The sequence below is a fragment of the Ensifer adhaerens genome, from assembly GCF_013283195.1.
GTDB classification, from domain to species: domain Bacteria; phylum Pseudomonadota; class Alphaproteobacteria; order Rhizobiales; family Rhizobiaceae; genus Ensifer; species Ensifer adhaerens_G.
On record NZ_JABEKT010000001.1, the window covers coordinates 1,614,199 to 1,637,141 of the forward strand.

Genomic DNA, 22,943 nt, shown 5'->3' on the forward strand with positions numbered 1-22,943 from the left:
TCCACGCACTACGAGAGCTTGGCTGTAACTATGGCCAAGGGTTCCTTTTCGGCCGGCCCACGAGCGCATCTGATTTACGAGTTTTGCCCGATTAATGGACCGCCGATGTTGAGACGGCGCGATATGCGGTCGATGCGGGGTTGGTGGATATGGTCGGTATGACGCGGGCTAACATGGCCGATCCGCAGATCGTCAACAAGCTGCGATCGGGCAGCGAGGAGCAGATCCGTCCCTGCGTCGGGGCTTCGCACTGTCTCTATCGCCCGGTGCATTGCATCCACAGTCCGCCAACAGTTCGAGAGACCCGGTTGCCGCAGGTGATCGAGCGTTCGCCGCAGGCGGCGGGTCTGGCGGCGGCGGAAGTGCTGGCCGAGCGGGGGCATCGGGTCGCCCTGCGGGAGGCTACCGATCGGCTTGGCACTCGTTCTGGCCGTGAAAGCCCGGCTTCATCGCGACCGGACGCCACCCAGCGCCCTCGGTTACCGCGGAAATCGCGGCGGCTGGCAAGGCAGTGACGTTCGTTACGGGCGATCCCTCCATCGCGCCGGAAATGGAGCATCGTTTGAGCATTACCTACCGGAAAGCGCTCGCCGAACATGGTGTGCGGGTTCTGCTGGAGCACGAACTGGTTTCGGTGAGCGCGCACGAGGGCGGCGCGAGGTAGTGTTGCGTCATTTGCTGACTGACCGGGAACCACGCGAAATCCAAGCGCAGGTCATTGTCGAGCATGGGGCGATGCCAGTGAACGACGTCTTCGACGAATAGCGGCCGCTCTCGGTGAATGCTGGCGTCACGGAGATCGAAAGACTGGTCGGTTCAACGCCTCTGCGTGCCCGGCCTCCTCTGGCTTCGAACTGCACAGGATCGGCGACGCGGTCAGAAGGCGATGGGCTCATGCGGCCTGCGGCTTGGGGTCCATTTCTGACGGCGCCGAATGTCTATGCGGGCGCGGTGGCCACGGAGGCGCGCTCGACGATTTCCGTCTTCAGGACCACGCGCGTCGCCTCCGCGCTGTTTCCGTTAAGCCGCTCGACCAATAGCTTGGCCGCCGCTTCGCCAAGGCCGTAGACGGGCTGGCGCACGACCGTGACGGGCGGTGTCGTGACGGACGTCCAGTCCGCGTCGTGAAACGACACCAGCGACAGGTCAGTTGGAATAGTGAGGCCAAGTTCGCGACAGACCTTGAAGACTTCAAGGCCGATCACGCTGTCGGATGCGATGACCGCTGTCGGACGCCGCGAGGATTTGAGCATGACGGTGGCGATACGGTAGGTGTGTTCCGGCGTCACGGCGCCCACATGCACCCAGTCTTCCATTCGCTCGAGGCCAGCCTTCTGGCAGACATCGAGAAAACCCTCGATCCGCCGGCGCACCGAGCCGGTATTGATGTCGGTCGGCGCACGGAAGCGGTGATCGGGAGTGTCGCAGGCGGTGAGATAAGCAATACGCCGGTGGCCGAGCGCGATGAACCGGCGTGTGATGTTTTCTGCGGCGTGCCGGTCGTCGGCGATCACGGTGTCGATGTCGAGCGTTTCGCTGCCGCGGTCGAGCAGCACGAGCGGCCGGCCGGAACGGGCGGCTTCACGCAAATGGTCGGCATCGCTCTCCATGGCCGGCGAGACGATGAGGCCGTCCACCCTCTTTGCAAGCAGGGTTCGAATTGCGGATTTTTCCGCATCGGCGTCTTCGCCAGAATTGATCAGGATGACGGTGAAGCCGGTCTGCCGGGCGACATCGGTGATACCGCGCATCGCCAGGCTGAAGAACGGATTTTCGATATCGCCCACCACCACGCCGATCGTGCCGGAACGCCCCGTCGTCATACTGCGGGCCAATTCGTTCGGCTGGTAGTTAAGGGAACGGGCAGCGGCGGTCACGGCATCGCGCACATGGTCGCTCACGGTTCCATAGCCTCCCAAAACCCGCGCGGCGGTGGCCTTCGAGACGCCCGCCTTGCGGGCGACATCGGCGACCGTGACAGAGGAGGATCGGGGCGGGCTTTGGTCCATGGAAGTTAGCCATACAAGAGATATTGACGACTGGCAAATGCGAAGATAACAATTGAGAAAAGTCAAAGAGACCGGTCTCTTTTTGCTTGAGACCGGTCTCATAGTGAGAATAGCGAAATCCCGGCATGCGATGGCATGGGCCGGACGAGCGGGTCGTACCGTCGTCCGGGTGGGACCCGTGCGGCTTGAAAACATCGCAGAGAACACCACCAGAGGAGACGAAATCGATGAAACTATCAGAAGCCATCACTTCCCCCCTTGCCTGCATGCGGGCGACCGCCGTCGCAATCGCCCTCGGCGTCATTGCAGGCGTAACGGCACCGGCCGTAGCGCAGGATAATTCCCTCGGTCTGATCGATCCGGCCGTGATCAGCGTCGGCACGATGGGCGATGCCAAGCCCTATGCCTTCACCACCGCCGACGGCAACTTCACCGGCTTCGACATCGAGCTTTTCCTCAACGTTGCCGAGCGCATGGGCTTCAAGAAGGAGCAGGTGATCTTCACCGGCCAGGAATTCTCCGCCCTGATGCCTTCGGTTGCCAACAGCCGCTTCGATGTCGCGGCGGCCGCCATAGGTACGACGGATAAGCGCAAGCAGACCGTCGATTTCTCGGATGGCTATCTCGCTGGTTTCCTCACCGTGCTGACATCGGATGCCGGCATCACCGACGCGGCTGGCCTCAAGGGCAAACGCCTTGGCGTCGTCCAGGGCACACTGCAGGAAATCTACGCCGAGAAAAATTTCACCGGTGCCGACCTCGTGAAGTTCCCGGACAACAATTCCGCCGTCTCCGCGCTCAACAACGGCACGGTCGATGCCCATTTCCTCGACTACGAAGCGGCCAAGGACTACGCGGCGCGCTATCCGGAGCTGAAGGTTGCGGTCAACATTCCGAGTTTCGACGCGCCAGCCGGCTTTGTGATCCGCAAGGGCAATGACGCGCTGCGCGAGTCGCTGAACAAGGGGCTCCAGGCAGCCATGCAGGACGGTACTTGGAAGACGCTGCACGAAAAATGGTTCCCGGGCACGCCGATGCCGGATCAATACCTTCCCAAGCAGTGATGCCGTCTTCCGGTCCGGCCTTTACCGGTCGGACCGGCCTTTCTTTCAAGGGATCCCCTGATGAACTGGCTTGAAAACCTGCGCCGTAGCTTCCTCGACTGGAACGCGATGGCCGAAGTCCTGCCGACGATGATCACGGTCGGGCTGAAGAATACCCTGATCCTTGCGGCTGCCTCCACAGTGCTCGGCGTTGTGATCGGAATGGTGCTCGCCATCATGGGCATTTCGCGATCGGCCTGGCTGCGCATACCGGCCCGCATCTATACCGACGTCTTTCGCGGTCTTCCCGCTATCGTCACCATCCTGCTAATCGGCCAGGGATTTGCGCGCATCGGCCGCGAACTGTTCGGCCCTTCGCCTTATCCGCTCGGCATTCTGGCGCTCAGCCTGATTGCCGGCGCCTATATCGGTGAAATCTTCCGCTCGGGTATCCAGAGCGTTGAGCGCGGCCAGATGGAAGCCTGCCGGGCGCTCTCGATGAGCTATGGGCAGGGCATGCGGCTCATCGTCGTGCCACAGGGCGTGCGCCGCGTGCTGCCGGCGCTTGTCAACCAGTTCATCGGCAACGTGAAGGATTCCAGTCTCGTCTACTTCCTCGGCCTGCTGGCCTCCGAGCGCGAGATCTTTCGCGTTGGCCAGGATCAAGCCGTCGTGACCGGCAATCTTTCGCCGCTGCTGCTTGCGGGCATCTTCTACTTGGTCGTCACCGTGCCGCTCACCCACGTTGTTAACGCGATCGACAATCGCCTAAGACTCGGCAAGCAGCGGCCGGCAATCATCACCAGCGGGCTGGAAGAAGTCAGCGAGCTCGATGCTGCGAGCCGTACCTCCGGGGCGAGCTTCAAGGGCGGTAGCCTGGACGTCCGCCAACTCAGCATGGCCTATGGCGAGTTGGACGTGCTGAAGGGTGTCGATCTTTCGGTAAAGCCCGGCAGCGTCACCTGCATCATCGGCCCGTCCGGTTCCGGCAAGTCGACGCTTCTGCGCGGCCTCAACCGGCTCGTCGAGCCGAAGAGCGGCGATATCCTGATCGACGGTGAAAGTATCCTCGCCATGAAGCCGGAGCGGCTGCGCCGTCGGGTGGGCATGGTCTTCCAGCACTTCAACCTCTTCCCGGACCACACTGCGCTCGAAAACGTCATGCTGTCGCTGACGAAGATCAAGGGGCTGCCGAATGCCGAGGCCGAGCGCATTGCCAAGGCGCGGCTCGCCGATGTCGGCCTTGCCAGCCGTCAGCATCACCGGCCGGGCGGACTCTCGGGCGGCCAGCAGCAGCGTGTCGCCATTGCCCGCGCGCTGGCGATGGAGCCTGAGGTCATCCTGTTCGACGAGGTCACGAGCGCGCTCGATCCCGAACTGGTCAAGGGCGTACTCAACCTCATGGCCGATCTCGGCAGCCGTGGCATGACAATGGTCGTCGTCACGCATGAAATGGGCTTTGCCCGCCGTGTCGCCGACCAGGTTGTCTTCATGGACGAGGGACGTGTCGTGGAGGCTGGAACGCCCGAGGCGATTTTCGACAATCCGCAAAGTCAGCGCCTTCAGCGTTTCCTTGCGGAAGTGCTCTGAGCCCGGCGCAAGGAGAAGACCATGACACACACGATACGATGGGGCGTGCTGGGTTGCGCGGGGATCGCCGTCAAGGCGGTAATCCCGGCCATCCAGTCGAGCCGGCTGGGGAGGGTTGCTGCCATCGCCTCGCGCGACCTGAGGAAAGCGGAAGAAACGGCGGCGGCGTTCGGAATTCCCAAGCCTTATGGGAGCTACGAAGCGCTGTTGGCCGATCCCGAGATCGATGCGATCTACAATCCGCTACCTAATCATTTGCATGTGCCGCTGACGATCAAGGCGCTGGAAAACGGCAAGCCGGTACTCTGCGAAAAGCCGATTGCGCTCGATGCCGCAGAAGCCATGACGCTGGCGGCAGCGCAAAAGTCGGCCGGCCTGCCGGTCGCCGAAGCTTTCATGGTGCGTCATCATCCGCAATGGAAGAAGGCCCTAGCCCTTGTCGCACAGGGACGGCTTGGCGAGGTGAGGGCGATCCAAACGATCTTCTCCTACTATCTCGAGGATCCGGAGAACGTGCGAAACCAGGTCGATATCGGTGGTGGTGGGCTGTTCGACGTCGGGTGCTACGCCATCAATACGGCCCGCTTCCTATTCGGTGCCGAGCCGCTCCGGGCGATCGCCCTGATGGACCGCGATCCGGTCTTCGGCACGGACCGGCTGACGAGTGGACTCCTAGCGTTCCCCGGCGGACGGCAGCTTGCCTTCACCTGCGCGACGCAACTCTCGCTGACCCAGAAGGTGACGATCCTCGGCACCCGCGGCCGGATCGAAATTCCGATCCCGTCCAACGCACCGACGGATGCGGCGACCGTGATCATGGTCGATGACGGCCGCGACCTTGTTGGCGGCGGGCGCGAGGAGATCGCCATCGAGCCGATCGACCAGTACCGCCAACAGGCTGACGCCTTCGCTGCGGCTATTCTTTCCGGTGAACCGCTTTCCTTGAGCCTGGACGATGCCATCGCCAACATGAAGGCGATTGACGCCCTCATTCGGTCGACGGAGAGCGGGCGCTGGGAGTCGCCCTGATTTTCTCGGATCTACATGACCAACAGATTGAAAGACATGACCATGAACGACAACACCATCACCTCGGCGGTGATCATCGGCGCCGGCATTTTCGGCGTTTCTACCGGCCTGCAGCTCGCCCGGCGCGGCATTCGCGTCACGATAATCAACGACGGCCCGCCGGCCAATGGCGCGTCTGGCCGCTCGCTCTCCTGGCTGAATTCGGCGCGGATGCGCTCGGAGCCGTATCATCGTCTACGCATGGCCGGCATTGACCGCTACCGCACCCTTTCCGCGCGGCATCCTGATGCGGACTGGCTTCGTTTCGACGGCGGCCTTACCTGGGATGCAGACGACGAACGAAACGAGGTCGATGCTGCCTACCGCCACGAGGTTTCGCTCGGCTACGATGCCCGGCATCTGGCGGCAACTGATGTCACAACAGTGACGCCAGGCCTTGATGCGAGTGCGATCACGCCACAGGGCGCGATCTTCAACCCGGGCGAGGGCTGGGTCGACTTGCCGGTCCTGATCGACCTGCTGCTCAAGGAGTTTGCCTTGTTCGGCGGCGCGCTTGTAACCGATCAGGGTGCGGCACGGGTCGTGATCGAGGGCGGTCGGGCAGTCGGCGCGGAAACATCGACGGGCGGCCGCTTCCTGACGGATGCTGTGGTCCTTGCCACCGGTCCGGCTGTGCCGAAGATGGCATCTGAAGCGGGGCAGACAATTGGCGACGGAACCCCGACTGCCCTGCTGGTGCAGACCAAACCACTCGCCCATCCCCTGCGCGCCGTCCTCAACACGCCGCGCGTCGCCGTGCGTCCGGCGCCGGGCGGCACCTTCTCGGTGGACGCCGACTGGGCGGCCGACGAGGGCGTGAAGGTTCGTGACGATGGTGGTTACGAGATCGACGAGGCGGTGGTTGAGGCCCTTTTGGCGGAGGCATCCAAGGTGATGGAGGGCAACCCACAGCTTGAGGCTGCTTCCATCGGCGTCGGCGGCAAGCCGATCCCCGGCGACGGCGAACCAGTGCTGGGAGCCCTCAAGGCCATCCCTGGCTATTACATCGCCTTCAGTCATAGTGGCGCGACGCTCGGCCTCATCGTTGGCGAACTGCTTGCTTACGAGGTCGCGACCGGCGCTGAGCACCCCATGCTCGCTCCCTTCCGCCCGGATCGGTTCAAGTCATAATACGAAGGCCGCGATACAAATCAGACCCCGTACCAGGGTGCGCGTTTTGTCGTCATGAGGCGCGACGATTAACCGGTATGCGTGTCCTGCCAGTTCACACTCGATCGAAGTAAATGGTTTGATATGAACTGGCCGATCGAAAGATCGGCCAGTTCATATCTATGAGACATGTGTTGATCTCGTTCTTTCATGAATCGGAAACGGTGGCCACTTGACTCGCGGTAGCGGCTGTTGAGACTCTTTTGTTGTCAGACATCTTACATAAACGGGGATCCAAACTGACGGATCACAAGGAGGACCACATGAAAAAGCTCTTCATGCGACTGACCGTAGGTGTTGCCTTTGTCGCTGCCGCCGTATCGGCCCATGCTGGCGAGACGTTGGATCGCGTCATGGAAAAGAAGGCGATGGTCGTCGCCACCAACAGCGGCTGGCCGCCCCAGAGCTATCTCGATGACAGCAACGAGATGGTCGGCTTCGACATCGACGTGTCGCGCGAGATCGCCAAGCGCCTCGGCGTCGAGGTGAGCTTCGAGACGCCGGACTGGGCGACGCTCACGGGCGGTCGCTGGCAGGGCCGTTACGACCTCGGTGTCGGTTCGGTCACGCCCACTAAGGCACGCGCCCAAGTGATCGATTTCGTCGGCATCTATTACTACAGCCCTTATGTGTACGTCGTGCACAAGGACAGCGATGCCAAGATCGTCACCGACCTCAACGGCAAGGTGATCGGCGTCGAAACGGCGACGACCTCGGAAGATTTCATCAACCGGAAGCTGGAAATCGACGCTCCGGGCCTGCCGCCGATCGAATATAAGCTGGAACCGGGTGAGGTCCGCACCTTCGCCGATTCCATGCTGCCCTTCGACGACCTTCGCCTCGGCGCTGGCGTTCGCCTCGATGCGGTAATCGCACCCGAGCAGACCGCCATGAATGCCATGAAGAATGGCTATCCGGTCAAGGTTCTCGAAGGCGAATATGCCTTCCGTGAGCCGCTGGTCGTTATCGCCGAGAAGGTCGACCCGGAGTGGACGGCCAAGGTCGGCGGTATCGTCGAAGAGATGAAGAAGGATGGCACGCTCGGCCAGCTCACCACCAAGTGGTATGGCAAGGACTACAGCGCCGACTGATAAACACCGGTGCGGGCGTCTTTTCGCCCGCACCCTTTCATTCGAAGGGGGGCGCATGCCGATGACTTATCCAGACACCTACTATAAACGAACGATGGCGGACCGGACTGCGCGACCAGCCCTTTCGGGTACGGTCGAATGTGACGCGGTCATCGTCGGCGGCGGCCTTGCCGGCCTTTCGACGGCGCTGCAGCTTGCTCGCGCCGGCAAGTGCGTCACGGTGCTGGAGGCCGAGAGCGTGGGCTTCGGAGCGTCCGGCCGCAATGGCGGGTTCGTCAGCCCCGGTTATGCGACCGGCGGCGGCGACATTGCCCGCGTAACGGGCAAGGATGCGGCGCGCAAGCTGCACCTTCTCTCCGTCGAAGGCATGGAATTCATCCGCGAGAACATCAAGACGCTCGGCATCGATAATGCGAAGCCAGAGCCGGGCATCGTGAGCGTTCTGCGTTACGACGATAGCGCGAGCCTCAAGGCCTATGCCGAGGATATAAGCCGCGAATACGGCTACGAGCTCGAATACATGGACCGCGACGCCGTGCGTGCTGTGCTGAAATCGGAGCGCTACTTCCAGGCATTGCGCAATCCGACTGCCTTCCATATGCACCCGCTTAACTATCTGCGTGCCATCGCGGCGGAGATCGAGCGGCTTGGTGGGCGCATCTGCGAGCAGTCGCCGGCGACTTCGGTCGATTCTTCCGGTTCCGAAAAACGTGTGAAAACCGCACGGGGCGAGGTGAAGGCCCGTGACGTCGTTTTCACGACGGGTGGTTATACCGGTTCGCTGAATGGCAAGTTGAAGCGTTCCTATCTGCCGATTGCCACCTATGTGATGGTCAGCGAGGAGGCGCCGGAGCTGATAGCCACGGCGATCGCCACGAAGAACGCCATCGGCGACAACCGCCGGGCCGGTGACTACTACCGTCTCGTCGACGGCGGCCGCCGGATCCTCTGGGGCGGGCGTATCACCACACACGCTGCCTCGACCGCTGGCCTTGTCAAGGAACTGCGGGCCGAAATGGTCGATACCTATCCGCAACTTGCCGGACTCAAGACGGAGCTCGCCTGGTCAGGCCTGATGTCCTATGCCCGTCACCTGATGCCTCAGATCGGACGTATGAGCCCTGGCGTCTGGTACTGCACCGCCTTTGGCGGTCACGGCCTCAATACCACGGCGATCGGCGGCAAGGTCATTGCCGAGGGCATATTGGGGACAAGCGAACGTTACAAGCTTTACGAGCCTTTCGGTCTCGTCTGGGCCGGCGGCCTTGCCGGGCTTGCGGTGGCACAGCTCACCTACTGGAAACTCCAGGCGCAGGACTGGTGGCGCGAGCGTGCGGCTTAAGCAGCTTCTACATTAAAAAGGGGGCGGAATATGATTGGTCGACTGATACTCACCTATCCCGAAGCGTCGCGCAGGGCCGGCGGCTTGCTAATCCTTGCGATCGTCGTGGTGCTCCTTTACGCCCTCGGGGTCAGTTCCGCCTGGATCGGCCATGTTCTGCCGTCCTCGACAGACTGGCTGAAGGCGAACCCAGCGATCAGCCGCGTCGTCTCGTCGGTGCTGATCGCGCTCATCGTCGCCGCCAACTGGAAGGCGTTGCGCCAACTGTCACGCCGCCAGCAGATTGTCGCCGTCTGGCTCGAGCTGTTCGCGCTCCTGATGCTGTTCTTCTACTCCTTCGATCTTTCCTTCGCCTTCATCGCCAAGAAGATCGGCTTCCTCATCACGCAGGGCGTGACGACGACGCTCTTCATTTCGGCGATTTCGATCGTCATCGCCACCATCATCGCGCTGGCTGGCGCCATCGCGAAACTCTCCAACAATGGCGTGATCTACGGGCTTGCAACGTTCTATACGTCGCTTTTCCGCGGACTGCCGCTGCTCATGCAAATCTACATCATCTATCTCGGCCTACCGCAGGTGGGGTACGTGATCGGCGCCGTACCGGCCGGCATTCTCGCGCTCTCGCTCTGCTACGGCGCCTACATGACGGAAATTTTTCGCGCCGGCATCCAGAGCATCAATCGCGGGCAGACGGAGGGCGCGACCGCGCTCGGTCTCAGCCCGGCGCAGACGATGATGCTGGTCATCTTGCCGCAGGCCATGCGCGTCATCATCCCGCCGACCGGCAACCAGTTCATCGCAATGCTGAAAGATTCCTCGCTGGTCTCTGTCGTCGGCGTCTGGGAAATCATGTATCTCGCCCGCACCCAGGGCCAGACGGAATTCCGGCATATCGAGATGCTGATCACCGCCTCCATGATCTACTGGACCCTTTCGATTTGCCTGGAATATGCCCAGTCCCGCATCGAGGAAAGGTTTGGCCGCTTCAATGTCCGCTGAGGCATCCGTGGCAGACAGCGACGGCACTCCGGTCGTGCCGTCGAACGGTCGTGGAGCGCTGCTCGTGCTCGCCGCCTTCTTTGTGTTCTCCGCAACCGATGCGATCGTCAAGATCATGGCCGGAACGATGCCGGCGCCACAGGTGACCTTTTTCGTCACCATTGCAGCTCTCCTTCTGCTCCTGGTCCATGCACTCGCAACCGGCCGTCTTCGCCGCCTCATCCCCCGCCAGCCGTCGCTCGCTTTCTGGCGAGCGCTGCTGCTGGCGTTCGATACGCTGCTGATCCACTACGCCTTCGCCAAGTTGCCGCTTGCGGAAGCCTATCTTATCGCCTTCCTGACGCCGATCCTGGTGGCGATGCTGAGCTTCGTCTTCCTCAGGGAGCGGCTGTCGCGCATCGGCTGGGCCGGTGTACTGATCGGCTTTGCCGGCGTCGTCGTGGCGCTGAAACCGGGCGTCGCGCCACTCAATCTCGGCCATCTCGCCGCCTTTGGGTCCGCCGTGTTTTTTGCGCTGTCGTTGATTCTGCTGCGCCGGGCGAAGGTGGCGGAAACGGATGAAGCGCTGGTTGCCAGCCTGCTCGTCGTCATGACGCCTGTCGCCTTCGCGGTTGCGGCTGTTTCGGGCGAGCCAGCTCCGCTCGGCCTTTCCGATCTTGGCTTCTCAGTCGCAGGCGGTGCCTTGATGCTGGGCGGACATGCGTTACTGGTGCGCGCTTTCCGTGTTGGCGAGGCTTCGGTCGTTGCGCCGTTCCAGTACAGTCAAATCATCTGGGGCTGCTTCTACGGTATGTTCCTCTTCGCAACGCCGTTAGAGCTGTACACGCTGCTGGGCGCGGCAATCATCATCCTGTCCGGCTGGCTTGTCCTGAAATAGCCTTGAGGGCAGTGGGTTTACTGAGGCTGTGCCGGGCAAGCAGATGTTTCTGCGCCCGCCGAAAGGCAGGAGACAATCACCGTTTCGATCCAGTTCTGCAGGCCGAGACGCCCGACTGGATGCGCAGGGAGCACTGTTCGTCGAAGTTCAGCATGGACATGTCTTCATCGCCATGGATGAAAAAGTTGTAAGACAACGGACATTGTGGATGTCGCCTGTCAAGACGACCCTTGGAGATCCGGCGGCTGGAAGTGCAACATCTTGAGCACGGTTTCTGCATGCGCCATACACTTGACCATCCCGGATTTGTCAGACAAGGAAGTTGCAACGACAATGAATGACGAGGCACGCCGGTGGAGGAACCCCTTCGCGATTCACGCACCCTCGCTGTCCAGCTCCGGGACCGGATCGCCGATCTTATCAAAGATAAAGGGTTGAGGCCGGGCGACAGGTTGCCGACCGAAGCACAGCTGACGCAGCGGTTCAAGATTTCCCGGCCGGCGCTGCGCGAGGCGCTGAAACTGCTCGAACAGGACGATGTGATCAATGTCGAGCACGGCCGCGGCCGGTTCGTCTCGGCGCTCTCGGCCGTGCAGGTCGATCGACCGATCACCGTCTTCGAGAGCGTCACGGACATGGCGCGGCACTACGGCTACCGGACGGTCAACAAGGTGCTTTCGATCTCCGAGGAGGCGCCGGACGCGTGCGTCGCCGAGAGCCTAAGGCTTGGCCCGGCTGACCGCGTGATCCGTATCGAGCGCATCCGCCTGCACGAGGACGAGCCGATCCTCTACTGCATCGACTACATGCCGCGCAGCCTCATTGAAGGGCGCCTCTACGACATCGACTGGAGTGGCTCGCTGATGCAACTCATGGAGGAACACGGCAACCGCCCGCGCATGTCGGCGGCCAGCGTTTCCGCCGTCATGCTGCCGGACGACGTGGTCGAGCGCCATGGCCTAAAGGACTTCGGTCCGGCGCTTCTCATCACGGAAACCTGTTTCAACGCTGCCGGCGCGCCGGTTAACTACGCCATCGACTACCATCGCGGCAGCCATTTCTCCTTCAGCCTCGTTCGTAAATGACATCGCTGTAGGGGCAGGAACCGTGCGTCACTCGCATGACTAGGCGAACCGGCTGCCCGAAGCTACAAGGGGATCGCGAAGCGTCCTGCTCGTACGATTGGAGGTGACATGGTTCGGAAACCGGCGACTTTGAAGGATGTGGCGGCGCTGGCCAATGTGTCGCGCGCAACGGCCGCCCGGGCTCTCAACAGTTACGGATATGTCGGCGGCGAAACCGCCCAGAAGGTCCAGGCGGCCGCGGAAAAGCTCGGCTATCGCGGCAACCGCCTCGCCCAGGCGCTGCGCAGCGGGCAATTGCCGATCGTCGGCTGCATCCTTGGCGATATCCAGAACCCGTTCTTCGCCCGCATCGCGCACGATATCGAGGTCCTCGCCCGCGAGTGCGGGCACAATCTCGTCATCGGCAGCAGCGAGGAGGAGTTGGCGCAGGAAATTTCCCTTCTGGCGAGCCTGCGGTCGCTCAGCATACGCGGCTTCATTGTCGCGCCAACCTCGCAGGGCAACAACGCCCACCTGCAGGGTCTGATCGACGAGGACGTGCCGCTGGTGCTGATCGACCGTGTCGCCGAGGGCGTCGATTGCGACAGCGTCGTCGTCGACAACGAGGGCGGCGCGCGCAAGGCCGTCGAATACCTGATCGGCATGGGCCATAACCGCATCGGCCTGTTGCAGGACGACATGCGTATCTTTACCTCACGCGAGCGCAGGAGCGGCTATAGGTCGGCGCTCGCCGCCGCCGGGATCGCGGCCGACGACCGTATGGTCGCCGTGTCGCAATCCACCGTGGAGCATGCGGTCGATGCGACCATACGGCTCTTCAGCCAGAAGTCCCCGCCGACGTCGCTTTTCACCGTCGACAGCCTGATGACCCAGGGCGCGCTCCTGGCCTTCCGTTCCATGGGCGTTTCCATCCCGCACGACGTCTCGCTCATCGGTTTCGACGACTTCAATCTGGCGACTTTCACCGATCCGCAGATTACCGTCGTCTCGCAGCCCGTCTCCGAAATCGGCCGCGCGGCCGCCCGGGTGCTGTTCGAAAGGCTCGCCGGCAAGGACGGGGCGCCGCAGAAAATCCGCTTTGAAACCAAGCTGATAGTACGCGGCTCTGTCAGCCGCCGCAGCGTCATCTGAGCGCCGCAACCCCCGCCTCAAAAAAATCGAGACGCCCACTTGCCAGCGCGAAAGTCTTATGCGTTAAATATATGTGAGATCGATCTCACATCGTCTCAAAGTTTATTCGCGCAGGCACGTCACCTCGCTTCGAAGGCGATTTCGCGCAGCGCAAAACGGGAAGGTACAAATGCTCAACTTTGATAGAGATCGCTTTGTGAAGATACAAAGCGGCGCAGTCGCAATCGCCGACGACATGCGCGCCCTGATGCGCGGTATGCTCGACGACGGTCTGGAACGCATTTTCTTCATGGGGACCGGCGGCGTGCAGTTCCTCACCCAGCCTGCCATCGAGCTTGCGCGCGCTTTGACGGTATTCCCGGTTTCGGCGGCCTATTCGGCGCAGGTCGTGCTGGAGCCCCCGGCCGGCCTGAACGAGAAGGCGCTGGTCGTCCTGCCCTCGCTGTCCGGCACCACCAAGGAAAGCGTGCAGCTTCTGTCCTTCCTCAAGGAGCGTGGCGTCAGGACGCTGTCGCTCACCGGCCATAAGGACACGCCGCTCGGCCGTGACGCCGACCACAACTTCACCAATTTTGCCGAGGACGATACCTCCTCGGAATCCTTCTATCTGCAGACCCTGATCATCGTCCTAGCGCTTTTGGCCGAGCGCGGCGAATATCCCGATTTCGATGCGACGGTGACAGAACTCAAGCTGCTGCCGGAGCTGCTGGTTTCGGTGAAGGAAGGCTATGAGGCGGATGCCGCGGCTCTCGCCAGGGACATCAAGGACGAGACCTACCACATCTTCACGGGCGCGGGCGCCGCGTGGCCGGAAGCCCACTATTACGGCATGTGCATACTCGAAGAGATGCAGTGGATCCGCACCCGCCCGGTCCATGCGTCGGACTTCTTCCACGGCACGCTCGAACTGCTGGAGCCGGGTGTCAGCCTGTTCATCTTCAAGGGCGAGGATGCTTGCCGGCCGCTCGCCGAGCGTGTCGAGAATTTCGCCCGGCGCTACACCGACAAGGTGCGTGTCCTCGATGCGGCGTCCGCCAGCCTGCCGGGCGTTTCCGCCAAGACCCGCAGCGTGATCTCCCCGGTCCTCCTTGCGACCATGCTGGAGCGCCTAAGCGCCCACCTGGAAGTCCTGCGCGATCATCCGCTGACGACGCGCCGCTACTACAAGCGCGTCGAATACTGAGGTTCGCCCGGTCCGGCGAACGCGCCGGACCGGGATGCCGTCTTGCATGCCCCAGGTAACGAAAGAAGAGAGAGGAACTGCGAAATGAAGACCAACACGTTCTTGAGCACGACAAGCCTCGGGTCGCTTGTCGCGGCCGCATTCGTCATCGGCGGCGTCAGCGGTGCGGGCGCGGCCGATCCCGTCATTGCCGATCCCAATGCCGCGGTCGAATATTCCGGCACGGTCAGCGTGCTGACGAAATTCGGCCTGCAGCAGCTCTCCCCCTTCTTCGTCAATGCCGCCCAGGAATACGAAAAGCTGCATCCCGGCGTGAAAGTGGAACTCATTCAGGAGAGCGACGACAGCGTGAAGGGCAAGACGAAGGCGCTGGTGGCGTCCAATTCGCTGCCCGACGTCTATTTCACCTGGACGGGAAGCTGGGGTGAGAATTTCGTGCGCGGCAACCGCGCCGTCGACCTGACGCCGGTCATCGGGCCGGAAACCGAATGGGGCAAGACGCTCGCCAACGCCGCCGTCTCCGCCTTCCAGTACAACGGCAAGCTTTACGGCATTCCGCTTTATCTCGACGCCAAGTTCATGGGCTACAACAAGAGCCTGTTCGAAAAGGCGGGCGTTTCCGAGCCCAAGACCTTCGACGAGCTCCTGGGTGCCTGCGCTGCGCTGCGCAAGTCCGGCGTCACGCCGGTTTCCTTTGGCAACAAGGAGGGCTGGCCGGGCGTGCACTATGCGGGGCAACTGCTCGCATACAACGTGCCGCAGGCGACGCTCGAAAAGGACTTCGTCCCGGCCACGGCGGAATTTGCCGATCCCGGCTACGTCGCCAGCCTGACGCAGTTCAAGAAGCTGATCGACGAATGCTCAGACGGATCGGGCACCAACGGCTCCTCCTATGCCACGGCCCTGCAGCAGTTCAGTAACGGCCAGTCCGCCATGTACTACCAGGAGATCATCGAGTTCGACCAAGCGACGGCCGACGGTGCGCTGAAGCGCGAGGACTTCGGCTTCTTCAAGCTGCCGGCGCCCGCCGACGCCAAGGGCGACGTCAAGTCTATCGAGGGCGCGCCCGAGGGATACATGATCAGCGCCGCCTCGAAGAACATTCCGCTGGCGATCGACTTCATGCGGTTCGTCACCTCGGCCGACAACGGCAAGGTGCTTTCGGCGCCGCCCTACGGCCAGCCGAGCGCGACGATCGGCGGCTATTCCGCCAATGCCATGAACCCCGCGGTCGTCGACGGCCTGAAGGTGATCGCCGATTCCTCCTATCTCATGCCCTGGCTCGACACGGCCAATCCGCCGCGCGTGGCGGCAGCCTGGCTTTCGGGCCTCCAGGCGCTGATCGGCGGCACCATGACACCTGAAGAGGTCATGGGACGGGTCAAGGAAGCGGCGGCTTCGTCCAAGTAGGAACAGGCCGACGATGACTGTCATGAAGCAAGACTACAAAGGTGGAGCCGTCAAAATCGGCTTCGCCGGGCCGGGCCGGCCTGAAAAAGACCGGCTCGGTCCGATCGCCGGGATCCTGTCCTTCCGCTGGGTCCTCATCGCCTTCGTCCTGATCCTCTGGTTCGTCTATTACCCGATCATCGACAACTTCCTCGTCAGCACGCGGAACCAGGACATCTTCACGGGGCAGACCGACTTCGTCGGGCTCGACAATTACCGGCGCTTGCAGGACGATCCGGTCGTATTGACGGCGATCGTCAACAACACGCTCTATGCGGTCATCTCCGTCATTTTTCAGGTTTTCGGTGCGTTCGTGCTCGCCGCGCTCATCGAGGGACTGAGCGAAGAGAGATGGCGCCGGTTCTGGCGCGCCGTCTATTTCATACCCTCGGCCATCTCGATCACCGTCACCGGCCTCCTGTTCTACTTCATCTACCAGCCCGATATCGGCCTTCTGGATTCGGCGCTGACGCAGATCGGGCTTGCGGACTGGTCGCGCGCCTGGCTCGGCGAGGAGGGAACCGCGATCTACGCCATCATCGCCATGAGCCAGTGGCAGGGCTTTGGATATTCCACGCTGCTGTTCGCCATCGCGATCCAGAAGATCCCGCGCGAACTCTACGATGCGGCGATCATGGACGGGGCAGGCACCTGGCGGCGCCTGTGGAACATCACCTTTCCGCTTACCCGCGAAATGACCGGCCTCATGGTGATCGTCACGATCACCGGCGCCTTCCAGGTCTTCAACGAGGTCATGGTGATGACCGGCGGCGGGCCGAACAACAGCAGCCAGGTGCTCGGCACATGGCTATACCAGCAGGGCTTCATCGAAAACGACTTCGGTTATGGCGCGGCCATCGCAACGGTCATCTTCGTCATCACGCTGATCACCGGCTTCGCGCAGCTCTGGTACACCAAGAGACGGAGGGTCGACCTGTGAGCGTCTCTTATCAGCCGCGGGAAACCGAGCGCACCGACTTCGCCGCCGTGCTGGCGAAGACCTGCCTCGTCACCTTCCTCGTCAGCCTTGGCTTCGTCGTGCTCTATCCGTTGTTTTGGATGGCGATGAATGGCTTCAAGACCAATGCTGAAATCTTCGGCAACCCTTTTTCACTGCCGAGCGGCTTCAGCATTGCGAACTATATTTCGGCCTGGAACCAGGGCATCCGGAATTACATCGCGACGAGCGTTATCGTCACGCTCGGGTCGGCCGTCTGCACGGTGCTGATCAGCGCCTGGACAGCCTATGGCCTGACCCGCTCGAAACTGCCGGGAAAGCCGCTCTTCGTTGGCATCGTGCTCGGTGGGCTCATGCTGAGCCCGACGGTCGCGGTCATCCCGCTCGTGCGCATGATGCAGGAGCTCGGCCTCTACAATACCTACTGGGCGCTGATCATCCTCTATATCGCCTTCCGCATTCCCTTCACGACCTTCCTCATCCGCGCCTATATGCTCGGCCTGCCGCGTGACCTGGACGAGGCGGCCATCATGGACGGGGCGAGCGAAGGCCAGATCTTCTGGCGGGTGACGCTGCCGCTGTGCAAGCCGATCCTGGTCTCCTGCGTGATCCTGCATGTGCTCTTCGCGTGGAACGAATATCTCTTCGCCATGATCTTCACCAGCGGCGCGGACCTCCAGACGCTGCCCGTCGGCCTCACTTCTATCATGGCGAAGCACGGAACGAACTACGCCGTCGTCTTCGCGGCGATGACGCTCTCGGCGCTTCCCATCGTCGTCACCTTCTTCGCGGCCCAGCGCTTCTTCATCCGCGGGCTTGCCGAGGGCATCGGAAAATAGGGCAGGGCATCATGTTGAACCGCAAACAGCTCATCGGTGCGAACTTCTCCTTTCAGCACCATCCGTTCCGCTGGACTGCCGAGCACCTGTGCGCCATGGGGTTCGACCGGATGGAACTGTGGGGGATCGCCCCCCATCTCGACCTCTTCCACGACAGCCGCGCGCAACTGGCGGAGGTGAAGGCGATCCTCAGCGACAACGGGCTCACGGTCCGTTGCTTCACCCCCGAGCAGGTTCTCTATCCGGTCAACATCGCCTCGGGCCATAGGTCCAATCGCGAGGCGAGCGTCGGGCGTTTCCTGCACGCCGCCGACATCTGCGCCGAGCTCGGCGCGACTTACCTCTTCCTAACGCCTGGCCGTGGCTTCGAGTGCGAAAGCCGGGACATCGCCCTTGCGCATTCGGTCGCATCCATCAACCGGATTGCGGCGCATGCCAGAAACCTTGGCGTGTCCTGCCTGCTGGAGCCGCTACAACGCGTCGAAAGCAATATCGTCACAAATGCGAACGAGCTTTACGCCCTGTGGCGTGCGCTCGACGACGAGCATATCGACGTGGTTCTCGATCTTGTCGTCATGGCGACGGCGGGGCATCTCGCCTGGGGTGACGGCGACCTGCCGCTGGGCGACTATCTCGCCGAACTCGGCGCGCATGGTTTTACCGGCACGCTGACGTTCGAGCCCTTCGGCAACGGAAGCTCTGCGCTCGATCCCGTTTCCAACTGGCGGCGGTGCCTCGACGCGGTTGCCCCTGATTTCAATCAAGCGGAACAAGCATGAAGAACGCCAATCCTACCCTGATCGCCATCGGCGACAATTGCCTCGACGCCTATCTGAGCAAGGGCTTCGTCACTGTGGGCGGCAATGCCCTCAATGTCGCCGTGCAGTGGCGCCGGCAGGGTTTGAATGCCCGTTATTTCGGCGCGCTCGGACCGGACGAGGAAGCGCAGATCATGTTTGGCGCCATTGAGGATGCGGGCCTCGCCCGGGCCGATGTCGAAATACGCCCGGGCGCTTCGGCCGTGACGCTCCTGAGCGACGATGCCGGCGAGCGGCGCTTTCTCTTAGAGTCGCTCGGCGTCGGCGAGGACTATTTCCCGAACGCGGAACGCTACGCGGCGCTGTTGCAGGCCGACTGGGTGCATCTCGGTACCAATTCGAGCGAGCGGCTGGTCCGCCGCCTCGTTGCCGATGGCGTGACATTCAGCATTGATGTCTCCACGCGGCATTTCGACCTCCCGCTCGAAGGTGTGCCGCTGGTCTTCGCTTCCGGCCCTGAAGACCCTAGCGAGCCGGTCGAGCCGCTGATCGCGCGGTTCAAGGCGGCGGGCGCGCGCCAAGTTGTGATCACCTGCGGCAGGCGCGGTTCCTTCCATGACGATGGCGGCACGCTGTTTCAGGCGGGCTCGGTGCCGGTCGCCGTGGTCGATACCTGCGGCGCGGGGGACAGTTTCATCGCTACCTTCCTCGTGTCGCGCTTCTTCGAGACGCTTTCCGGGGAGGCGGCTCTTGACCGTTCTGCCGCGAGGGCAGCGGAAACCTGCACGCATCTCGGTGGGTTTCCCCAGCCGATCCAGGCAATTCCCCAATGGTTGCTGGACAAGTACGACAGCGTTATCCGCACGACACAAAGGGCTTGAGCATGAACGTCATCAAGATGAGGCCGCCTGTGGCAGCAGCAAAGGGGGACCGCTCCTACTGGCTGCAGAGCATCGATGCGGACGCCGTCACCGCTCCGTTGCACGGCAGCGAGGTCTGCGACGTGGCGATCGTCGGCGGCGGATATGCCGGTCTCTGGACGGCTCTCCGCATAAAAGAGGAAGCCCCACAGGCGCGCGTGACCGTTCTCGAGGCTGACTTCTGCGGGTCGGGTGCTTCGGGCCGAAATGGAGGCCAGGTTCACAGCTGGTTTGCGGAAATCGACATGCTGCGGGCGCTTGTGGGTGAAGATGAAGCGCTCATGCTGTGCCGGGCGACCACCGAGGCCATCGAGGAACTGAGCGGTCTGCAGGCCGCAGGCACCATCGACATGGATCTGCGGCTCGATGGCTGGCTGTGGACGGCAAGCTCGACAGCGCAGGAAGGCGCCTGGGTGCAAGCTTGCAACGTGTGCCGTACGATTGGCGAAGAGCGCTTCCGGCCACTCCAGAGCACAGAAATCCTGCTCCGCACGGGCTCCGCCTCCTCCTATGCCGGCATCGTCGAGGAGAGGGCGGGGACCGTTCAGCCTGCAAAGCTTGCCCTCGGCCTGCGCCGGCTCGCCCTTTCCAAGGGCGTCGTCATTCGCGAGCAAAGTCCGGTGCTCGAAATCGTGCCGGGCGACAGACCGCAATTGCGCACAGCAAAAGGCGTTCTGTCTGCTGGCAAGGTGATCCTTGCCGCCAACGCCTGGCTGTCGGCAATTCCGGAACTGCACCCTTATCTCTATGTTGTCAGCAGCCAGGTCATTGCCACCGCACCTGCACCTGATGTTCTGGACGAAATCGGCTGGACCGATGGCGCCTCGATCTGCGATGCGCAGCATCACGTGCTCTATTATCAGCGAACGCCAAGCGGCGAGGTCATCTTCGGGCGTGGCACGGGCGGCATTTCCTTTGGTGACCGCATCGACCATCGATTCAACCGCAGCGGGGATGCGGGGGTGGACAATATCCGCGAAATGCATAGGGTCTATCCGCAACTCAAAGGGGTGCCAGTCCTCTACGATTGGACTGGACCAATCGACTGCACGGCGCAGCACCTGCCGGTTTTTGATCGCCTTAGGGACCACCCGAACATCTTCTATGCCATGGGTTTCAACGGCACGGGCATCGCGCAAGCGCCGGTTGCCGGGAAGATCATGGCAAGCCTTGTCCTCGGCCGCGACGATGTGTGGAGCCGGTGCGGACTGGTTGGCATCGACAGACGGACGCGGCTGCCGCCAGAACCCCTGCGTTACGCGGGGGCCAGGGTCGTCCGTCGGGCCATACGCCGGAAGAATGACCTCGAAATCCAGAACAGGAAGCCGGATCGGATAACGCGGTTCCTGGCCGGGCTCGCGCCCTGACGGTGCGGTGTCCTCGCGGGTGAAATCAATAAAAATGGAGCGGGAACGATGGCTGATCTGACGCTGAGAAACATACGTAAGTCTTATGCCGATTTTGAAGTGCTGCACGGGATCGACCTCGATATAAAGTCGGGGGAATTCATCGTCTTCGTCGGACCATCCGGCTGCGGAAAGTCGACACTGCTGCGTTCGATCGCGGGTCTCGAGACGGTGACCTCCGGCGACCTTGTCATCGATGGGGAGCGTATGAACACTGTGGCGCCTTCCAAGCGTGGCATTTCCATGGTGTTCCAGTCCTATGCTCTCTATCCGCATATGACCGTCTATGAAAACATGGCTTTCGGATTGCGCATTGCCGGCGTGTCGAAGGCGGAGATCGAAGTGCGGGTTCAACGGGCGGCAGTAATCCTGCAACTGGGCAATTATTTGAAGAGGTTGCCGAAGGCGCTGTCTGGTGGACAGCGCCAACGCGTTGCCATCGGCCGCGCCATCGTCCGCAATCCGCGGGTCTTCCTCTTCGACGAACCGCTTTCCAATCTCGACGCGGCGTTGCGTGTAGCAACACGGATCGAGATCGCCAAATTGAAGCAAAGCATGCCGGCTGTGACTATGATCTATGTGACCCACGACCAGGTAGAGGCGATGACCTTGGCCGACAGAATTGTCGTGTTCAAGGACGGGAGCATCGAGCAGGTTGGAACGCCACTAGAACTCTACAAGCGACCGGCCAACCTTTTCGTTGCCCAGTTCATCGGCTCGCCCGCGATGAACATTCTCGAAGGCACCGTCGTCGGGAAGTCGGAGGGCGTCACGCACCTCATGCTCGAGTGCGGCACGGCGCTTGACGTGTCTGCCGATCGCGGGGCGCTGTCAGTGGGCGAAAGGATCAGCATCGGCATTCGCCCCGAAAACACGCAGATCACCACGTCAAGGGCAAGTGGTCCGGGGCTTACCGGCACGGTCGATTTGATCGAGCATCTGGGCGAAGTTCAGATTCTCTACGTCGATGTGGCCGGTTCTGCGCAAAAATACCTGATCAAGGCGGCGGACGACAGAGCATACGCAAGAATGGACACCATCCGGTTCACGGCCCGGGCGCCTGACATCCACATTTTTGATGCGAAAGGCTGCTCCATCGCCGGGCGGGTCCTGGAGGCACACGCGCTCGAACAATAGTGCACTTGCCACACCTTATCTATCTGAAGATCGGGTGGCGGTTGCGCACGGCTTCAAATGTTATTGTCCATTCCGTCAGCGTTACCGCTTGATCGGCCACGTGCCGTACAAGCCCCAAACTCCTTGTGATGGCGATTGTTCTTGCTGACGTGCATGCCGGGCGTGCAGCGGCTCTCGGCTTACACGGCGCCGGTTCAAGGGAGGCTGCAACCAGGCGTTCCTTCCGTTTGTGAATATCGCCATCACAAGACTGACCCAACGATAGGGTTACATTCCTACCTCGCTCGATATGCGACATTCCGGGGTCGAGGTATGAAGGCAAGCTCGATAAACGAACTTTACACTTTGCGCGGCGAGTGACGTGGTGGAAGCATTCTATTTGCATCTAAAGGACAGCAGTTCGATTGCCATCAAGGCGCTTTCGCATGAGTTTCCAGAAAGTTCGTTCTGTTTTGAACTCCCATAACACAAAGCGCTGCCGGGCGGTCGGCGGCTGCTGCCATTAGGTCCCGTCATTGAATCACCGCGGGATTTTCTGCGACGATATTCACTGACTTTAGCTTGTGGTCTACCGCCGAGAATTCCTTCGAGTATGAATTGCGGTCCATCCCTTAGCCGACGCTCCAGTTATCCGTGCCGCGGTAGGCAGCCGTTTGCTGCGCCGCGCCAAGACCGTGGGTGTCAACATATTCAACTTGATCCGCGAAAAGCCGGCCAACGGGCATCGATCCGATCTCGATGGCCCTCCAGCGTTGCCATCTGATGAGCTGCCCACACCCCGCTACCGACAGACACGCAGGCTTTCAGGCGGCCAGTCTTGATGCCGCATTCGGGCGGTTCTAACGCCAATCGATCTGTCGAGTGAACGGACCGTCTCGAAAGCGT

General features: G+C 61.8%; 21 protein-coding genes. 20 read left to right on the top strand and 1 reads right to left on the bottom strand.

From position 1 onward, the window contains the following. Positions 1 to 158 precede the first annotated feature (158 nt). The gene (locus LPJGGPFB_RS32945; RefSeq protein WP_234902780.1) at positions 159 to 515 is read left to right on the top strand and encodes an FAD-dependent oxidoreductase; all 357 of its coding nucleotides are present in this window, start codon (positions 159 to 161) and stop codon (positions 513 to 515) included. Further along, positions 512 to 664: a hypothetical protein gene (locus LPJGGPFB_RS32950; protein ID WP_291159301.1), complete on the top strand. Its 153-nt coding sequence runs from the start codon at positions 512 to 514 to the stop codon at positions 662 to 664. The genes LPJGGPFB_RS32945 and LPJGGPFB_RS32950 overlap by 4 nt, the downstream gene beginning before the upstream one ends. A 274-nt stretch (positions 665 to 938) precedes the next feature. Here LPJGGPFB_RS32950 and LPJGGPFB_RS07580 read toward each other — a convergent pair whose 3' ends face one another. Continuing rightward, positions 939 to 2,009, bottom strand: a complete 1,071-nt coding sequence (locus LPJGGPFB_RS07580) for a LacI family DNA-binding transcriptional regulator (protein WP_173419422.1) — start codon at positions 2,007 to 2,009, stop codon at positions 939 to 941. Between the two features lie 227 nt (positions 2,010 to 2,236). Between LPJGGPFB_RS07580 and LPJGGPFB_RS07585 the strand changes: the two genes are divergently transcribed. The 18 genes from LPJGGPFB_RS07585 to LPJGGPFB_RS07670 all read left to right on the top strand — a co-directional run bounded on the left by LPJGGPFB_RS07585 (position 2,237) and on the right by LPJGGPFB_RS07670 (position 22,058). Then, positions 2,237 to 3,073, top strand: coding sequence for an ABC transporter substrate-binding protein (locus tag LPJGGPFB_RS07585; RefSeq protein ID WP_173419423.1), 837 nt, complete (start codon positions 2,237 to 2,239; stop codon positions 3,071 to 3,073). A gap of 60 nt (positions 3,074 to 3,133) precedes the next feature. Continuing rightward, complete coding sequence (locus tag LPJGGPFB_RS33420) at positions 3,134 to 4,642, top strand: amino acid ABC transporter permease/ATP-binding protein (RefSeq protein ID WP_173419424.1); 1,509 nt, start codon at positions 3,134 to 3,136, stop codon at positions 4,640 to 4,642. Between the two features lie 21 nt (positions 4,643 to 4,663). Further along, the gene (locus LPJGGPFB_RS07595) at positions 4,664 to 5,671 is read left to right on the top strand and encodes a Gfo/Idh/MocA family protein (RefSeq protein WP_173419425.1); all 1,008 of its coding nucleotides are present in this window, start codon (positions 4,664 to 4,666) and stop codon (positions 5,669 to 5,671) included. 42 nt (positions 5,672 to 5,713) lie between these two features. Next, positions 5,714 to 6,841: an NAD(P)/FAD-dependent oxidoreductase gene (locus LPJGGPFB_RS07600; RefSeq protein WP_173419426.1), complete on the top strand. Its 1,128-nt coding sequence runs from the start codon at positions 5,714 to 5,716 to the stop codon at positions 6,839 to 6,841. Between the two features lie 302 nt (positions 6,842 to 7,143). Beyond that, positions 7,144 to 7,971, top strand: coding sequence for a transporter substrate-binding domain-containing protein (locus LPJGGPFB_RS07605; RefSeq protein ID WP_173419427.1), 828 nt, complete (start codon positions 7,144 to 7,146; stop codon positions 7,969 to 7,971). A 61-nt stretch (positions 7,972 to 8,032) separates the two neighbouring features. Further along, positions 8,033 to 9,313, top strand: coding sequence for an NAD(P)/FAD-dependent oxidoreductase (locus LPJGGPFB_RS07610; protein WP_173419428.1), 1,281 nt, complete (start codon positions 8,033 to 8,035; stop codon positions 9,311 to 9,313). A 30-nt stretch (positions 9,314 to 9,343) separates the two neighbouring features. Further along, entirely contained in the window at positions 9,344 to 10,315 is a 972-nt protein-coding gene (locus tag LPJGGPFB_RS07615) for an amino acid ABC transporter permease (RefSeq protein WP_173419429.1), read from the top strand. A 7-nt stretch (positions 10,316 to 10,322) separates the two neighbouring features. Further along, complete coding sequence (locus LPJGGPFB_RS07620) at positions 10,323 to 11,192, top strand: DMT family transporter (protein ID WP_327795886.1); 870 nt, start codon at positions 10,323 to 10,325, stop codon at positions 11,190 to 11,192. A 353-nt stretch (positions 11,193 to 11,545) separates the two neighbouring features. After that, positions 11,546 to 12,277, top strand: a complete 732-nt coding sequence (locus LPJGGPFB_RS07625) for a GntR family transcriptional regulator (RefSeq protein ID WP_173419431.1) — start codon at positions 11,546 to 11,548, stop codon at positions 12,275 to 12,277. A 108-nt stretch (positions 12,278 to 12,385) separates the two neighbouring features. Beyond that, positions 12,386 to 13,408 (top strand): LacI family DNA-binding transcriptional regulator, encoded by a 1,023-nt coding sequence (locus LPJGGPFB_RS07630; protein ID WP_173419432.1) that lies wholly within the window; start codon positions 12,386 to 12,388, stop codon positions 13,406 to 13,408. Positions 13,409 to 13,577: 169 nt separating this feature from the next. Next, positions 13,578 to 14,591 carry an SIS domain-containing protein gene (locus tag LPJGGPFB_RS07635; protein ID WP_173419433.1) on the top strand — a complete coding sequence of 338 codons (1,014 nt, stop codon included), beginning with the start codon at positions 13,578 to 13,580 and terminating at the stop codon, positions 14,589 to 14,591. Positions 14,592 to 14,675: 84 nt separating this feature from the next. Next, positions 14,676 to 16,001: an ABC transporter substrate-binding protein gene (locus LPJGGPFB_RS07640; RefSeq protein WP_173419434.1), complete on the top strand. Its 1,326-nt coding sequence runs from the start codon at positions 14,676 to 14,678 to the stop codon at positions 15,999 to 16,001. 13 nt (positions 16,002 to 16,014) lie between these two features. Then, complete coding sequence (locus LPJGGPFB_RS07645) at positions 16,015 to 16,980, top strand: carbohydrate ABC transporter permease (RefSeq protein WP_173419435.1); 966 nt, start codon at positions 16,015 to 16,017, stop codon at positions 16,978 to 16,980. After that, positions 16,977 to 17,837: an ABC transporter permease subunit gene (locus LPJGGPFB_RS07650; RefSeq protein ID WP_173419436.1), complete on the top strand. Its 861-nt coding sequence runs from the start codon at positions 16,977 to 16,979 to the stop codon at positions 17,835 to 17,837. Before LPJGGPFB_RS07645 ends, LPJGGPFB_RS07650 begins: the two co-directional genes overlap by 4 nt. An 11-nt stretch (positions 17,838 to 17,848) precedes the next feature. Beyond that, complete coding sequence (locus LPJGGPFB_RS07655) at positions 17,849 to 18,616, top strand: sugar phosphate isomerase/epimerase family protein (protein WP_173419437.1); 768 nt, start codon at positions 17,849 to 17,851, stop codon at positions 18,614 to 18,616. Continuing rightward, complete coding sequence (locus LPJGGPFB_RS07660; RefSeq protein ID WP_173419438.1) at positions 18,613 to 19,476, top strand: PfkB family carbohydrate kinase; 864 nt, start codon at positions 18,613 to 18,615, stop codon at positions 19,474 to 19,476. Before LPJGGPFB_RS07655 ends, LPJGGPFB_RS07660 begins: the two co-directional genes overlap by 4 nt. 2 nt (positions 19,477 to 19,478) lie before the next feature. Next, positions 19,479 to 20,882, top strand: a complete 1,404-nt coding sequence (locus LPJGGPFB_RS07665) for an NAD(P)/FAD-dependent oxidoreductase (protein ID WP_173419439.1) — start codon at positions 19,479 to 19,481, stop codon at positions 20,880 to 20,882. Positions 20,883 to 20,930: 48 nt separating this feature from the next. Continuing rightward, positions 20,931 to 22,058 (top strand): ABC transporter ATP-binding protein, encoded by a 1,128-nt coding sequence (locus LPJGGPFB_RS07670; RefSeq protein WP_173419440.1) that lies wholly within the window; start codon positions 20,931 to 20,933, stop codon positions 22,056 to 22,058. Positions 22,059 to 22,943 lie beyond the last annotated feature (885 nt).